Consider the following 14,161-nt stretch of genomic DNA (forward strand, 5'->3'; position numbering starts at 1 on the left):
TTCGCGGGCATGCCCGCTCCCACAAATACCCCACAGGTTTCATATCTTGTGGGATCTCTGTGGGAGCTGGCTTGCCGGCGATAGGGCCAGTGCAGGCTAACCAACCAATCAGCGCTGCTTGCGGTTGGTAATCAGGGTACCCACGCCGCTGTCGGTGAAGATCTCCAGCAGCACCGCATTCGGCACGCGGCCGTCGATGATGTGGGAGCTATTCACACCGCCCTGCACGGCATCCAGCGCGCACTTGATCTTCGGCAGCATGCCGCCGTAGATGGTGCCGTCGGCGATCAGTTCATTGACCTGCTCGGTGGTCAGGCCGGTCAGTACCTCGCCCTGCTTGTCCATCAGGCCGGCGATGTTGGTCAGCAGCATCAGCTTCTCGGCCTTCAGCGCCTCGGCTACCTTGCCCGCCACCAGGTCGGCGTTGATGTTGTACGACTCACCGTTGGCACCCACGCCGATCGGCGCGATCACCGGGATGAAGTCGCCCTTCACCAGCATGTTCAGCAGGTCGGTGTTCACACTCACCACTTCGCCCACGTGGCCGATGTCGATGATTTCCGGGGTGGTCATCTCGGGCGTCTGGCGGCTGACGGTCAGCTTGCGGGCGCGGATCAGCTCCGCGTCCTTGCCGGTCAGGCCGATGGCGCTGCCGCCGTGGCGGTTGATCAGGTTGACGATGTCCTTGTTGACCTGGCCACCCAGCACCATCTCCACCACGTCCATGGTCGCCGAGTCGGTGACGCGCATGCCGTCGATGAAGTGGCTTTCGATCGACAGGCGCTTGAGCAGGTCGCCGATCTGCGGGCCACCACCGTGGACCACCACCGGGTTGATGCCCACAGCCTTCATCAGCACGATGTCACGGGCGAAGCCGGTCTTGAGCTCCTCGCTCTCCATCGCGTTGCCGCCGTACTTGATCACCAGGGTCTTGCCGACAAAGCGGCGGATGTAAGGCAGTGCTTCGGACAAAACCTCGGCTACATGGGAAGCGGCATCGCGATCGAGGGTCATGCAGGGCTCCTGTAAGGAACAGATAGTCGGTCAGAACGGCAGTTGCAGCTCAGGCTCAACCCGCAGCAACTGGGTACGGAAAACATCCTTGATACGTTGCAATTCGGCGTCGCTGTCAGCCTCGAAGCGCAGCACCAGCACCGGGGTGGTGTTGGAGGCGCGAACCAGGCCCCAGCCGTGGGCGTAGTCCACCCGCACACCGTCGATGGTGGTCAGGTTGGCTTCGCCCCAGTCGGCGTCGCGTTGCAGTGCATCAATGATGCTGAATTTACCCTCGTCGGTCACATCAATATTGATTTCCGGCGTGGAAATATCGTTCGGGAACGCGGCGAACAGGTTTTCGGCACTCTTCCCGGCCTTGCTGAGGATCTCCAGCAGGCGCGCGGCGCTGTAGATGCCGTCGTCGAAACCGTACCAGCGTTCCTTGATGAAGATGTGACCGCTCATCTCGCCGGCCAGCAGCGAGCCGGTCTGCTTCATTTTCTTCTTGATCAGCGAGTGGCCGGTCTTCCACATCAGTGCGCGGCCGCCGTGCTGCTCGATCAGCGGGGTCAGGCGACGGGTGCACTTCACGTCGAAAATGATCTCGGCACCCGGGTTGCGCGACAGTACGTCCTGGGCAAACAGCATCAGCAGGCGATCGGGGTAGACGATGCTGCCGGTGTTGGTCACCACGCCGACGCGGTCGCCGTCACCGTCGAAGGCCAGGCCGATGTCGGCACCGGTTTCCTTGACCTTGGCGATCAGGTCTTCGAGGTTCTCCGGCTTGCCCGGGTCCGGGTGGTGGTTGGGGAAGTTGCCGTCGACTTCGCAGAACAGCGGGATCACTTCGCAGCCCAGGGCTTCGATCAGTTGCGGCGCGACCACGCCGGCGGCACCGTTGCCGCAGTCCACGACCACCTTGAGCTTCTTGGCCAGCTTCACGTCCTCGACGATCTGCTGGAAGTAGCGGTCAAGGATCTCGACCTTTTCCACGCGGCCTTCGGCGAGGGTCAGGTCGTTGGTTTTCAATCGGGTCAGCAGGGCCTGGATCTGTTCGTTGGCCAGGGTATCGCCAGCGATGACGATCTTGAAGCCGTTGTAGTCAGACGGGTTGTGGCTACCGGTCAGCATCACGCCGGACTTGCCGGCCAGCACGTTGGCTGCGTAATACAGGGCGGGGGTGGGCACCAGACCGACGTCGCTGACCTGGCAGCCGGCATCGACCAGGCCCTTGATCAGCTGTTCGACCAGCATCGGGCCGGACAGGCGGCCATCGCGGCCGACCGAAACCTGCGGTTCGCCCTGGGCCAGGCTCTGCGCGCCGATGGCGCGGCCGATCCAGTAGGCGGTTTCGGCGTGAAGGGTTTTGCCGACCACGCCGCGAATGTCATACGCGCGGAAAATGCTGTCTGGCAGTGCGGCGGGGACCAGGTGGGCCATGTCGTTCATCTCTGGAAGCTCCATTAGTCAAAGGCTTTCTGGGCAGGCGCAAACTGAACGCTTGGACGGTGGTTTCGCCAGAGAGTTCGCCATCCTTGGCCTGAACGGTCATTTCTCGGCTCAGTGGCTGCCGGAATGGCCGAAGCCGCCAGCGCCGCGCTGGCTTTCATCGAACGCTTCGACGATGTCGAAATGGGCCTGTACCACCGGTACCAGCACCAGCTGGGCAATGCGCTCGCCAACGGCGATGGTGAACGGTGTGTTGCCGCGGTTCCAGCACGACACCATCAACTCGCCCTGGTAGTCCGAGTCGATCAGCCCGACCAGGTTGCCCAGCACGATGCCGTGCTTATGGCCCAGGCCCGAGCGCGGCAAGATCACCGCCGCCAGGCCAGGGTCGCCGATGTAGATCGACAGGCCGGTGGGGATCAGCAGGGTCTGGCCTGGCTCGAGGACGGTGTCTTCCTTGAGCAGGGCGCGCAGGTCCAGGCCGGCGGAGCCGGGGGTGGCGTACTGCGGCAGGGGGAATTCGGTGCCCAGGCGTGGGTCGAGGATCTTGGCTTGAAGAGCGTGCATGTAACTTATTGAACCTGATTGAGTCGTTCGGCGATGAAGGCGACCAGTTGCCGGGCAATCTTGCCCTTGCTGGTCTGCGCGAAGAGGGTCTGGTGCTGCTGGCGGTCGATCACGGTCAAGGCGTTTTCCTCGCTGTTGAAGCCGATGCTGGGGTTGGCCACATCATTGGCGACGATCAGGTCGAGGTTCTTGTCCTTTAGCTTGCGCGTGGCGTAATCGAGCAAGTGCTCGGTCTCGGCGGCGAAACCGACGCTGAACGGGCGGTCGGCGCGGCCAGCGATGGTGGCAAGGATATCGGGATTGCGCACCATCTGCAGCAGCATGCCGTCGCCGGTCGTAGGATCTTTCTTCAGTTTTTGCGTGGCAACGACTTCCGGGCGGTAGTCCGCTACCGCCGCAGAGGCAATGAACAGGTCGTATGGCATGGCCGCTTCACAGGCCGCGAGCATGTCCCGCGCGCTGACCACGTCGATACGGCTGACCCGGTCGGGGGTCGGCAGGTGCACCGGGCCGGTGACGAGGGTGACCCGAGCCCCGGCTTCGGCGGCGGCTTCAGCCAAGGCGAAGCCCATCTTGCCGGAGCTATGATTGGTGATGTAGCGCACCGGGTCGATGTTTTCCTGGGTCGGGCCGGCAGTGATCAGCACGTGCTTGCCGGTCAGGGCCTGGCGCTTGAAGCTTTCCGCGGCACACCAGGCCAGGTCGGTGGCTTCGAGCATGCGGCCCAGGCCGACGTCGCCACAGGCCTGGCTGCCGGACGCTGGGCCGAACACCTGGATGCCCCGGCTCTTGAGCAGTTCGAGGTTGGCCTGGGTGGCCGGGTCGCGCCACATGGCCTGGTTCATGGCCGGGGCCACGGCGACAGTGGCATCGGTAGCCAGTACCAAGGTGGTCAGCAGGTCGTCGGCCATGCCTTGGGCCATGCGCGCCATGAGGTCGGCGGTGGCCGGGGCGATCAGCACCAGGTCAGCCCACTTGGCCAGTTCGATGTGGCCCATGGCCGCTTCGGCGGCAGGGTCGAGCAGGTCCATGTGCACCGGGTGGCCTGACAGCGCTTGCAGGGTTAGCGGGGTGATGAACTCTGCACCACCACGGGTCATGACGACGCGCACCTGCGCGCCGTGCTCCAGGAGTCGGCGAATCAGTTCGGCGCTTTTGTAGGCGGCAATGCCGCCACCCACGCCGAGAACGATGCGCTTGCGATACAGCCGCTGCATAGGCTTGCCTTTTTCCAGTGAGAGCGGGCGACGACGTTTGAAAATGCCTGCGGCGGAACGTCGCATGTACGAGGCGAAATAGATTAACACAGGGCCGAAATGGGCCGCAGCAAGGGCAGAGGAGCGGGATGAATATCAGGGAGTGGCCGGCTGAAGAGCGGCCGAGGGAGAAGTTGCTGCAGCGCGGGGCGGCAGCGCTGTCGGATGCCGAACTGCTCGCCGTGCTGTTAGGGTCGGGGGTTGCCGGGCGGAATGTGCTGGACCTTGCGCGGGGGCTGCTGGGGCGTTTTGGTGGGCTCAGGCAGTTTCTCGAGGCCGATCGCGCAGCAGTGCTTCGCGAGCCGGGCATTGGCGCTGTGAAATACGCACAGTTGCAGGTGCTTTTGGAAATTGGCCGGCGTTATCTGGATGAGGACATCGAGCGCGCAGCGGCTCTCGAAAGCCCAGCGGCGGTGCGGCGTTATCTCAAGGCCATGCTGCGCCATGAGATCAGTGAAGTATTCGGTTGCCTGTTTCTGGATACCAAGCACCGGCCGTTGGCGTTCGAGATCCTGTTCAGGGGCACGATAGACCGGGCGAGTGTTTACCCGCGGGAGGTAGTGCGGCGGGCACTGCTGCACAACGCGGCGGCGTTGATCCTGTGCCACAACCATCCTTCAGGCAACAACGAGCCGAGCCAGGATGATGTGCATTTGACCCTGTCGTTGAAGCGGGGGCTGGCGTTGATCGATGTGCGGGTGCTGGATCACATCATCATCGGTGACGGGGAGCCGCTGTCGATGGTCGAGCATGGGTGGATTGTGGCTTAGGCACTTGTGCTGTCTGTCCCGGCCTTTTCGCGGGTAAACCCGCTCCTACAGGAATAGTGCCATGTTGAAAGTTGGCGAGGTCCCTGTGGGAGCGGGCAAGCCCGCGAAGAGGCCGGTGCAGGCTTATTTGTTCACTGATACCTTGCTGAAATCCAACCGCCCGAACGGGCTCACCTGGTGCCCCTCGACCCCCTGGCGCAGCAGCGTCGCCGCTGTCGGGTGCGCCAGCGGCACCCACAGCGCCTGTTGCTGGATCAGCGTCTGTGCCTGCTGGTAAAGCCGGCTGCGCACACTCTGGTCGTTGGTGGTGCGCCCGGCGCTGATCAACTGGTCCAGGCGGCTGTCGCAGAAGCGTGCGAAGTTGGTCCCCGACTTCACCGCGGCGCAGGAAAACTGCGGGCTGAGGAAGTTGTCCGGGTCGCCGTTGTCGCCCGCCCAGCCCATGAACAGCAGGTCATGCTCGCCCGCCTTGGCGCGGCGGATCAGCTCGCCCCACTCGATCACGCGGATCTCTGCCTTGACGCCAATCTTGGCCAGGTCGGCCTGCAGCATCTGCGCACCGAGGCTGGGGTTGGGATTGAGCAGGCTGCCCGACGGGCGGGTCCAGATCGTGGTGCTGAAGCCCTCGGCCAGGCCGGCCTTGGTCAGCAGGGCCTTGGCTTTCTTCAGGTCCAGCGGGTAGCCGGGCAGGTCCTTGGCGTAGCTCCAGGTATTGGGCGGGTAGGGGCCGTTGGCGGCCACCGCGGAGTCTTCGAACACGGCCTTGAGGTAGGCCTGCTTGTCGAAGGCCAAGTTGATGGCCTGACGCACCTCCGGCTTGTCCAGCGGCGGGTGCTGGCTGTTGATGGCGACGAAGGCGGTCATGAACGCCGGGGTGGTGGCCACCTTGAGGTTGCCGTCCTTGCCAGCTTCGGCAATGTCCAGCGGCTTGGGCGACAACGCGACCTGGCACTCGCCGCGCTTGAGCTTCTGCAGGCGCACGTTGGCATCAGTGGTGATGGCGAAGATCAGCGGGTCGACCGCCGGCTTGCCGGCGAAGTAGTCAGGGTTGGCGCGATAGCGTACTACGGCGTCCTTCTGGAAGCGCTGGAAGATGAACGGCCCGGTGCCGATCGGCTGGCTGTTGAGCTTCTCCGGCGTGCCGGCCTTGAGCAGTTTGTCCGCGTACTCGGCGGAGTAGATCGATGCGAAGCCCATGCTCAACGTGGCCAGGAACGTGGCGTCCGGGTGGTTGAGGGTGAAGCGCACGGTGTTTGGCGCGGGTGCCTCGATCGCCTTGATCAGGCTGCCTAGTTGCAGCGACTGGGCATGCGGGTAGCCGCCCGGCGCGGTCTTGTGCCAGGCATGGGCGGGGTAGAGCATGCGCTGGAAGCTGAACAGCACATCGTCGGCGTTCAGTGGGCGGCTTGGCTTGAAGTAGGCGGTGGTGTGGAAGTTCACATCATCGCGCAGGGTGAAGTCGTAGATCAGGCCGTCGGCCGATACCGTCCAGCTGGCCGCCAGGCTCGGCACCACCTTGCCTTGCGCCGCGTCGAACTCCACCAGGCGGTTCATCAGCACATCGGCTGTGGCGTTGGTGGTGGTCAGTGAGTTGTACTGCACCACGTCGAAGCCTTCGGGGCTGGCCTCGCTGCAGACGCTCAGCGGGGCGGCCTGGGCAACGCTGGCGGCGATCAGGGCGCCTGCGGCGAACAAGGAGTTGAACAATAAGGAAAGGGCGGCGGCACGCATAGTGGCTCCTTGGCTGTCAGTGGCCCATCTGCCAGTGCAGTCTGGAAAAGGCCTACCCTAGTGTGCTCGTCGGGAAATGACCACACCCTTTTTTACAAAATTGGCGACGAGCGGTCGACGGCTGGCGGGGCCTGCCGCTATGCTGGCCCGGCGCGTCGGGGCTCGTGTCAATATTCATCTAATGTTGTTGCGGCCGAGTCTTTCTGGTATAAAGCAGCGCTCTTTTCTAGGGGCTCGGCCTGTCGCATCAGCGAATGCGGCCGATAAGACCTCCAGAATCACGGCGCCCAGGCGCCAAAGACTGAGAGATTAAGCGGCCAACCCATGCCGGGTTGGGCATGTGGTTTTAGAGGGCTGAGTCATGTCGAGAGTCTGTCAAGTTACTGGTAAGGGTCCAGTAACCGGGAACAACATTTCCCACGCAAACAACAAAACCCGTCGTCGTTTCCTGCCGAACCTGCAGCACCACCGTTTCTGGGTTGAATCCGAGAAGCGTTTCGTGCGTCTGCGCGTATCTGCCAAAGGCATGCGCGTTATTGACAAGCGTGGTATCGACGTAGTGCTGGCCGAGCTGCGCGCTCGCGGCGAAAAGTTCTAAGGAGAACGTCATGCGTGAATTGATCCGTCTGGTTTCGAGTGCTGGCACTGGCCACTTCTACACCACCGACAAGAACAAGCGCACCACTCCGGACAAAATCGAGATCAAGAAATACGATCCGGTTGTTCGCAAGCACGTGGTGTACAAGGAAGCCAAGATCAAGTAATTGATCGGCGACCTGAAAAAACCCGCCTCCGAAAGGATGCGGGTTTTTTTATGCCTGTTCGGGCCTCAGATCATTTCTGCTCGAACATCACATAGATCTTGCGGCAAGGCTCCAGCACCTCCCAGGTGCCCTTGAAGCCGGCCGGGATGACAAACCGGTCACCGGCGCGAAGGGTCTTGGCTCCGCCGTCCTGGTCACGCAGCACCGAAACGCCCTGGACGATCTCGCAGTACTCATGCTCCGTGTAGTTCACCGTCCACTGCCCGACCTCGCCTTCCCACACGCCCGCGGCAAACTGCCCGCACGGGCTGGAATAATGATTGTAGACCGCCTGGTCTGGCTCGCCCTTGAGGATTTTTTCCGCCGCCGGGCGGTAGCGTTCGGCCTCGGTAATGACCTGCGCGAAGTCGATTATGCTGTCGATACTCATGGTTCGGCTCCTGTTGTTGTTTAATAAAATGCACATGAGTAGGCTTTTGAGCCTTTCGTGTCAAATATATTGATAGTTTACACCGGCTGGTTTAGGGTGTCGGTAGCCAAAATGCCCTCGACGCTGGGGCAGAATTCTGACAACGCCTGTGAGTCCTCAGTGCGGCGTTGCACCTAAACAAGAGGAGGAGTTTCGTATGACCACCCTGACTCGTGCGGACTGGGAACAACGTGCCCAGCAACTGAAGATCGAAGGCCGTGCCTTCATCAACGGCGAATACACCGATGCCGCATCTGGTGAAACCTTCGAGTGCCTGAGCCCGGTCGACGGACGCTTCCTGGCCAAGGTTGCCAGCTGCGATCTGGCCGATGCCAACCGCGCTGTGGAAAACGCCCGTGCCACCTTCAACTCCGGCGTGTGGTCGCAGCTGGCCCCGGCCAAGCGCAAGGCCAAGCTGATCCGCTTCGCCGACCTGCTGCGCAAGAACGTCGAAGAGCTGGCGCTGCTGGAAACCCTGGACATGGGCAAGCCGATCGGCGACTCCTCCAGCATCGACGTACCTGGCGCGGCCAATGCCATCCACTGGACTGCCGAAGCCATCGACAAGGTCTACGACGAAGTCGCCCCGACCCCGCATGACCAGCTCGGCCTGGTCACCCGCGAAGCGGTGGGTGTGGTCGGTGCCATCGTACCGTGGAACTTCCCGCTGCTGATGGCCTGCTGGAAGCTCGGCCCGGCCTTGGCCACCGGTAACTCGGTAGTGCTCAAGCCGTCCGAAAAGTCGCCGCTGACGGCCATTCGCATCGCCCAGCTGGCCATCGAAGCCGGTATCCCGGCTGGCGTGCTGAACGTGCTGCCAGGCTACGGCCACACCGTGGGTAAGGCCCTGGCCCTGCACATGGACGTCGACACCCTGGTATTCACCGGTTCGACCAAGATCGCCAAGCAGCTGATGGTTTACGCGGGCGAATCGAACATGAAGCGCATCTGGCTGGAAGCCGGCGGCAAGAGCCCGAACATCGTCTTCGCTGACGCTCCGGACCTGCAAGCTGCCGCCGAAGCTGCCGCCAGCGCCATCGCCTTCAACCAGGGCGAAGTGTGCACCGCCGGCTCGCGCCTGCTGGTCGAGCGTTCGATCAAGGACAAGTTCCTGCCGATGGTGGTCGAGGCCCTGAAAGGCTGGAAGCCAGGCAACCCGCTGGACCCACAGACCACTGTCGGTGCCCTGGTCGACACCCAGCAGATGAACACCGTGCTGTCGTACATCGAGGCTGGCCACAAGGACGGCGCCAAGCTGCTGGCCGGCGGCAAGCGCACCCTGGAAGAAACCGGTGGCACTTATGTCGAGCCGACCATCTTCGACGGCGTGACCAACGCCATGAAGATCGCCCAGGAAGAAATCTTCGGCCCGGTGCTGTCGGTGATCGCCTTCGATACCGCCGAAGAAGCCGTCGCCATTGCCAACGACACGCCGTATGGCCTGGCCGCTGGCATCTGGACTTCGGACATCTCCAAGGCCCACAAGACCGCCCGCGCCGTGCGCGCTGGCAGCGTCTGGGTCAACCAGTACGACGGCGGCGACATGACCGCGCCGTTCGGTGGCTTCAAGCAGTCGGGCAACGGCCGTGACAAGTCGCTGCATGCGCTGGAGAAGTACACCGAGCTGAAGGCGACCTGGATCAAGTTGTAATCCCGTGGGGCCGCTTCGCGGCCCATTCGCGGCACAAGGCCGCTCCTACAGGGGTATGCGTTTCCCTGTAGGAGCGGCCTTGTGCCGCGAATGGGCTGCAAAGCAGCCCCAAGAACTCAAGAGGTCAAGGATGCGTTGGGGTACCTACTTCGCCGTACTGGCATCGGTGCTAAGCGTCGGGCTGGCACTCGGCGTGAGCATGCCGCTGGTATCCCTGCGCCTGGAGGCCTGGGGCTACGGCAGCTTCGCCATCGGTGTGATGGCCGCGATGCCGGCGCTGGGCGTGCTGGTAGGTGCCAGTCTGGCCAGCCGCCTGGCCGGCTGGGTCGGTGTGCCCTCAGCCATGCGCCTGTGCCTGTGGGGCGGGGCGCTGTCGATTGGCCTGGTCGCACTGCTGCCCAGTTACCCGCTGTGGCTGCTGCTGCGGTTGCTGATCGGTATGTCGCTGACCGTGGTGTTCATACTGGGTGAAAGCTGGATCAATCAGCTGGTAGTCGAGCAATGGCGTGGCCGCCTGGTGGCGCTGTACGGCAGCAGCTATGCCCTAAGCCAGCTGGCCGGGCCGCTGGTGCTGGGCTTTCTTGGCTCGGATGACGACTTCGGCTTCTGGGCCGCTACCGGCCTGCTGCTGGTGGCGCCGCTGATTCTCCTGGGCCGTGGCGGGGCACCCAGCACAGAGGCCTGCAGCGTCACCTTCGGCGACCTGTTCGCCTTCTGCCGGCGCTTGCCGGTGATCGCCTGGGCCATTGCCCTGTTTGCCTCGTTCGAGGCGATGATCCTGACCTTGTTGCCGGTGTATTGCCTGCAACAGGGCTTCAGCACCGAAATCGCCCTTTTCATGGTCAGTACCGTGGTGGTGGGCGACGCGGTGCTGCAGCTGCCCATCGGTGCGCTGGCCGATCATATGTCGCGGCGCGCCCTGTTCACCGGTTGTGCGGTGACCCTGCTGGTGTCCAGCCTGGCGATTCCGTTGCTGCTGCATTCACCGGCGATCTGGCCGCTGTGGGTGCTGTTCGGGGCCAGTGCAGGGGGCTTGTTCACCTTGTCGCTGGTGCTGATTGGTGAGCGCTACCGGGATGATGCGCTGGTGCGGGCCAACGCCCATGTGGCGCAGCTGTGGGGTATTGGCTGCCTGCTCGGGCCGCTGCTGGCCGGGGCCGGCAGCCAGTGGATCAGCGGGCATGCGTTGCCGTTGCTGATGGCTGCGGGGGCTGCGGGGTTGGTGGTGTTGACCCGGCGGCGCGGGGCGTTTGAGCCGGCTTCTGCCTGATGGATTTTGGGGCCGCTTTGCGGCCCATCGCGACGCAAGGCCGCTCCTACAGGAGATACGCGATCCCATGTAGGAGCGGCCTTGCGTCGCGATGGGCTGCAAAGCAGCCCCAAAATCGCCGCTACAACATCTTCTCCAGGCCAACCGCCTTGCTGATCCAGGCATTGAACCGCCGCCAAATCCCGCCCGGCTCGGACGTGAGCATGCGTCGCCTGCCATTTTCCTCGGTCACCCACACCATCTGGTTACCCACCAGCGTCGGCTGGTAGCTCAAGGCCGGGGCCATGCCCTGTACCGCCAGCGCGCGGGTGTACTCGGCCAGCTCCGGGCTGTCCACCAGCACCCCGACCTCGGTATTCCACAACACCGAACGTGGGTCGAAGTTGAACGAGCCGATGAAGGTCTTGCGCCGGTCGAACACGATCGCCTTGCTGTGCAGGCTCGAGTCGGAGCTGCCATGGAAGCTCAAGCTGTGTCTGGCGCTGGGGTCACCGGGTTGGCGGCGCAGTTCGTACAGCTGCACGCCATGCTCCAGCAGCGCCCGCCGATACGGCGCATAGCCGCCATGCACTGCCGGCACGTCGGTAGCCTCCAGCGAGTTGGTCAGCAGCTTGACCGAGATACCCGCGTCGGCGCTGTGGGTAAGGTACAGCAGGCCGGACTCGCCGGGCACGAAGTACGCCGATACCAGGATCAGCTCGCGTTGCACCTTGCTCAAGTCAGGAGCCAGTTGCTGGGTCAGCAGTAGTTGCGGGTCCGGTTCGTCATCGGCCAGCACCTTGCTCGGCGCATCCCACAGCGCCTGGGCATGGGCCCAGATCAGTTCGTTGCGCCATACATCCAGGCGCGGCTGCGACTGGTAGGCCATCAAGCGGTCATACAGGGCTTTGCGCTGGGTCCTGGCTTCGGCGAGTGAAATTTCCAGGCGGTGGCGGCTGGCGCGCAGGTCGCTGGCGTCCGGGTCGCGCCAGAGAAAGTCGGTAATCGGCCGGCTCAGGGCGCTGTTCCAGTATTGGTCGAAACTGTGGCCGAGCTGTTCGGCCACCGGGCCGACACCCAGCAAGTCGATGTCGGTGAAGTTGAGGTTGGGTTCGGCATCGAAATACTCATCGCCCAGGTTGCGCCCGCCGACGATGGCCATGCTGTTGTCCACCAGGAACAGCTTGTTGTGCATGCGCCGATGCTGGCGCGACAGATTGAACAAGCGGCCCACCGCGCGCGTCACGCCGGTGCTGCGGCCCAGGTGCAGCGGGTTGAACACGCGTATCTGGATGTTCGGGTGGGCATCGAGGGTGCCCATGATGACGTCCAAGCCATCGCTGGTGGTGTCGTCGAGCAGGATGCGCACACGCACGCCACGGTCGGCGGCGCGCAGCAGTTCATGAACCAGTGCACGAGTGCTGAGGCCATCGTGGACGATGTAGTACTGCAGGTCGATGCTCGCCTGGGCGTTGCGGATCAGTTCGGCACGGGCGCGGAACGCCTCGTTGCTGTTGGGCAGCAGGCGAAAGCCCGAGCGGCCGTCGTACGGCGCGGCCTGGCGCAGTACCGAGCGGCCGAAGGCCGAGTCGTTGGCGGGTAACGCCTGGCTGGTTTCGCGGGGCGTGCCGACGCTGGCACAGCCGGCAAGACCAAGCAGTAGCACCAGCAGCAGAGGCAGGGCTCGCTGGAGTCTCAAGGGTGGATCGTCCTGTGCAGCAAAGGCTTAAATGGTTGGACCGTGGCGGGCGGCGCAAAGTTACGCGCCGGCGCTTTCTTCTTCCAGTAGACGAAGGGCGGTTTCACCAACCCTGCGCACGGCAGCTTCGATCTGCTGCGTGGGCCGTGCGGCGAAGTTCATGCGCAGGCAGTGGCGGAACTTGCCCGAGGCCGAGAAAATACTGCCCACGGCAACCTGCACGTCCTGCTCCAGTAAAGCCCGGTTCAGGCGCAGCGTATCGAAATGTTCGGGTAATTCCACCCACAGCATGAAGCCACCTTGCGGTCGACTGACCCGGGTGCCCGCCGGGAAGTAGCGGGTCACCCAGTCGCTCATCAGGTCGCGGCCACGCTGGTACTGGCTGCGCATGCGCCGTACGTGGGGCTGGTAGTGCCCGCCGGCGATGAAGTCGGCAATGGCCAACTGTGGCTGGCTGGCCGTGCTTCCGGTGCTGATGTATTTCATGTGCAGCACCCGCTCCAGGTAACGACCGGGTGCCACCCAGCCTATCCGCAGACCGGGGGCGAGGGTCTTGGAGAACGAACTGCAAAGCAGCACGCGGCCGTCGTCGTCAAACGACTTGAGGGTGCGTGGGCGCGGGTAGGTGTAGGCCAGGTCGCCATATACATCATCTTCGAGGATCGCCACGTCGTAGCGCTGTGCCAGGCTCAGCAGGGCCTTCTTGCGGGCCTCGGGCATGATGTAGCCGAGCGGGTTGTTGCAGCTGGGGGTGATCTGGATGAGCTTGATCGGCCACTGCTCCAAGGCCAGCTCCAGCGCCTCCAGGCTGATGCCGGTGACCGGGTCGGTGGGGATCTCCAGGGCTTTCATGCCCAGGCCCTTGAGGGTCTGCATGGCGCCGTGGAAGCTGGGCGAGTCGACCGCGACGATATCGCCCGGCTCGCACACCGCGCGAATGCTGCATGACAGCGCCTCATGGCAGCCGGTGGTTATCACCAGGTCGGCCGGGCCTAGGCGGCAGCCGGAGTCGAGCGTCAGCCGGGCCACCTGTTCGCGCAGGGCCAGGTTGCCGTGGATGTTGTCGTAGTACAGGCCGGGCATGTCCTGCCGCCGGCTCAGCTGGGCGAGGCTGCGCAGCAGTGGCTTGAGGGTGGGGCTGTCGATGTCGGGCATGCCGCGGCCGAGCTGGATCACGCCTTGGCGTGGGGTGCTGCGCACCAGTTCCAGCACCTGCTCCCATTGCGAGATGTCCACCGGGCGCTGGGCCGGGCGGCTGACGGCGGGCAGGGCTGGCAGGTGGCGGTGGTCGTTGACGAAGTAGCCGGACTTGGGCCGGGGCGAGACCATGCCGCTGTCTTCCAGCATGCGGTAGGCCTGCTGCACGGTGCTCAGGCTGACCCCGTGCTCCACACTCAGGGCGCGCACTGACGGCAGGCGCTGGCCGGGGCGGTAGAGGCCCTGTTCGATACGGGCACCGAGCAGTTCGGCGAGGTTCAGGTAAAGGGTCACGGCATACTCCTGCGCTGTAATAGCGTGGCGACCGGTACAGTTGCGCTGAAAATACAGCATTCAGTCGGT

12 protein-coding genes and 1 pseudogene are annotated in these 14,161 nt (G+C 63.7%); 5 read left to right on the plus strand and 8 right to left on the minus strand.

The features are described 5' to 3' along the window. Positions 1-108: 108 nt before the first annotated feature. The 4 genes and pseudogenes from argB to coaBC all read right to left on the minus strand — a co-directional run bounded on the left by argB (position 109) and on the right by coaBC (position 4,229). Entirely contained in the window at positions 109-1,014 is a 906-nt protein-coding gene (gene argB, locus IMX18_RS24830) for an acetylglutamate kinase (RefSeq protein ID WP_003258198.1), read from the minus strand. 30 nt (positions 1,015-1,044) lie between these two features. Continuing rightward, a pseudogene (locus IMX18_RS24835) lies at positions 1,045-2,412 on the minus strand (phosphomannomutase/phosphoglucomutase); the annotation flags it as partial. A 144-nt stretch (positions 2,413-2,556) separates the two neighbouring features. After that, on the minus strand, positions 2,557-3,012 hold the full coding sequence (dut, locus tag IMX18_RS24840) for a dUTP diphosphatase (RefSeq protein WP_015272329.1): 456 nt from the start codon (positions 3,010-3,012) through the stop codon (positions 2,557-2,559). A gap of 5 nt (positions 3,013-3,017) precedes the next feature. Further along, positions 3,018-4,229, minus strand: coding sequence for a bifunctional phosphopantothenoylcysteine decarboxylase/phosphopantothenate--cysteine ligase CoaBC (gene coaBC, locus IMX18_RS24845; protein WP_085721318.1), 1,212 nt, complete (start codon positions 4,227-4,229; stop codon positions 3,018-3,020). Between the two features lie 128 nt (positions 4,230-4,357). On the opposite strand from coaBC, the gene radC reads away from it, so the two are divergent. Beyond that, on the plus strand, positions 4,358-5,038 hold the full coding sequence (radC, locus tag IMX18_RS24850; RefSeq protein WP_054572025.1) for a RadC family protein: 681 nt from the start codon (positions 4,358-4,360) through the stop codon (positions 5,036-5,038). Between the two features lie 123 nt (positions 5,039-5,161). On the opposite strand, the gene IMX18_RS24855 is transcribed toward radC, so the two are convergent. Continuing rightward, entirely contained in the window at positions 5,162-6,769 is a 1,608-nt protein-coding gene (locus tag IMX18_RS24855; RefSeq protein WP_217189999.1) for an ABC transporter substrate-binding protein, read from the minus strand. A gap of 361 nt (positions 6,770-7,130) precedes the next feature. Between IMX18_RS24855 and rpmB the strand changes: the two genes are divergently transcribed. Together rpmB and rpmG are read left to right on the plus strand one after the other, a co-directional pair. Then, entirely contained in the window at positions 7,131-7,367 is a 237-nt protein-coding gene (gene rpmB, locus IMX18_RS24860) for a 50S ribosomal protein L28 (protein ID WP_003258972.1), read from the plus strand. Between the two features lie 10 nt (positions 7,368-7,377). Continuing rightward, on the plus strand, positions 7,378-7,533 hold the full coding sequence (gene rpmG / locus IMX18_RS24865) for a 50S ribosomal protein L33 (protein WP_003253507.1): 156 nt from the start codon (positions 7,378-7,380) through the stop codon (positions 7,531-7,533). Positions 7,534-7,603: 70 nt separating this feature from the next. On the opposite strand, the gene IMX18_RS24870 is transcribed toward rpmG, so the two are convergent. Then, on the minus strand, positions 7,604-7,963 hold the full coding sequence (locus IMX18_RS24870; protein ID WP_003258971.1) for a cupin domain-containing protein: 360 nt from the start codon (positions 7,961-7,963) through the stop codon (positions 7,604-7,606). Between the two features lie 196 nt (positions 7,964-8,159). Between IMX18_RS24870 and IMX18_RS24875 the strand changes: the two genes are divergently transcribed. Continuing rightward, entirely contained in the window at positions 8,160-9,653 is a 1,494-nt protein-coding gene (locus IMX18_RS24875; RefSeq protein WP_013974786.1) for an aldehyde dehydrogenase, read from the plus strand. Positions 9,654-9,783: 130 nt separating this feature from the next. Further along, complete coding sequence (locus tag IMX18_RS24880) at positions 9,784-10,923, plus strand: MFS transporter (RefSeq protein ID WP_015272326.1); 1,140 nt, start codon at positions 9,784-9,786, stop codon at positions 10,921-10,923. 121 nt (positions 10,924-11,044) lie between these two features. On the opposite strand, the gene IMX18_RS24885 is transcribed toward IMX18_RS24880, so the two are convergent. Further along, the gene (locus tag IMX18_RS24885) at positions 11,045-12,601 is read right to left on the minus strand and encodes a phospholipase D family protein (RefSeq protein ID WP_015272325.1); all 1,557 of its coding nucleotides are present in this window, start codon (positions 12,599-12,601) and stop codon (positions 11,045-11,047) included. Positions 12,602-12,661: 60 nt separating this feature from the next. Then, a complete protein-coding gene (locus IMX18_RS24890) occupies positions 12,662-14,092 on the minus strand; it encodes an aminotransferase-like domain-containing protein (protein WP_162491226.1) in 1,431 nt (476 codons plus the stop codon). Positions 14,093-14,161: the final 69 nt, after the last annotated feature.

Source organism: Pseudomonas shirazica (genome assembly GCF_015168335.1).
Taxonomy (GTDB): domain Bacteria; phylum Pseudomonadota; class Gammaproteobacteria; order Pseudomonadales; family Pseudomonadaceae; genus Aquipseudomonas; species Aquipseudomonas asiatica.

Bases quoted from the DNA above. Each gene is read 5' to 3' on its own strand.
- argB (WP_003258198.1), bottom strand. From the start codon at position 1,014: ATGACCCTCGATCGCGATGCCGCTTCCCATGTAGCCGAGGTTTTGTCC.
- dut (WP_015272329.1), bottom strand. From the start codon at position 3,012: ATGCACGCTCTTCAAGCCAAGATCCTCGACCCACGCCTGGGCACCGAA.
- coaBC (WP_085721318.1), bottom strand. From the start codon at position 4,229: ATGCAGCGGCTGTATCGCAAGCGCATCGTTCTCGGCGTGGGTGGCGGC.
- radC (WP_054572025.1), top strand. From the start codon at position 4,358: ATGAATATCAGGGAGTGGCCGGCTGAAGAGCGGCCGAGGGAGAAGTTG.
- IMX18_RS24855 (WP_217189999.1), bottom strand. From the start codon at position 6,769: ATGCGTGCCGCCGCCCTTTCCTTATTGTTCAACTCCTTGTTCGCCGCA.
- rpmB (WP_003258972.1), top strand. From the start codon at position 7,131: ATGTCGAGAGTCTGTCAAGTTACTGGTAAGGGTCCAGTAACCGGGAAC.
- rpmG (WP_003253507.1), top strand. From the start codon at position 7,378: ATGCGTGAATTGATCCGTCTGGTTTCGAGTGCTGGCACTGGCCACTTC.
- IMX18_RS24870 (WP_003258971.1), bottom strand. From the start codon at position 7,963: ATGAGTATCGACAGCATAATCGACTTCGCGCAGGTCATTACCGAGGCC.
- IMX18_RS24875 (WP_013974786.1), top strand. From the start codon at position 8,160: ATGACCACCCTGACTCGTGCGGACTGGGAACAACGTGCCCAGCAACTG.
- IMX18_RS24880 (WP_015272326.1), top strand. From the start codon at position 9,784: ATGCGTTGGGGTACCTACTTCGCCGTACTGGCATCGGTGCTAAGCGTC.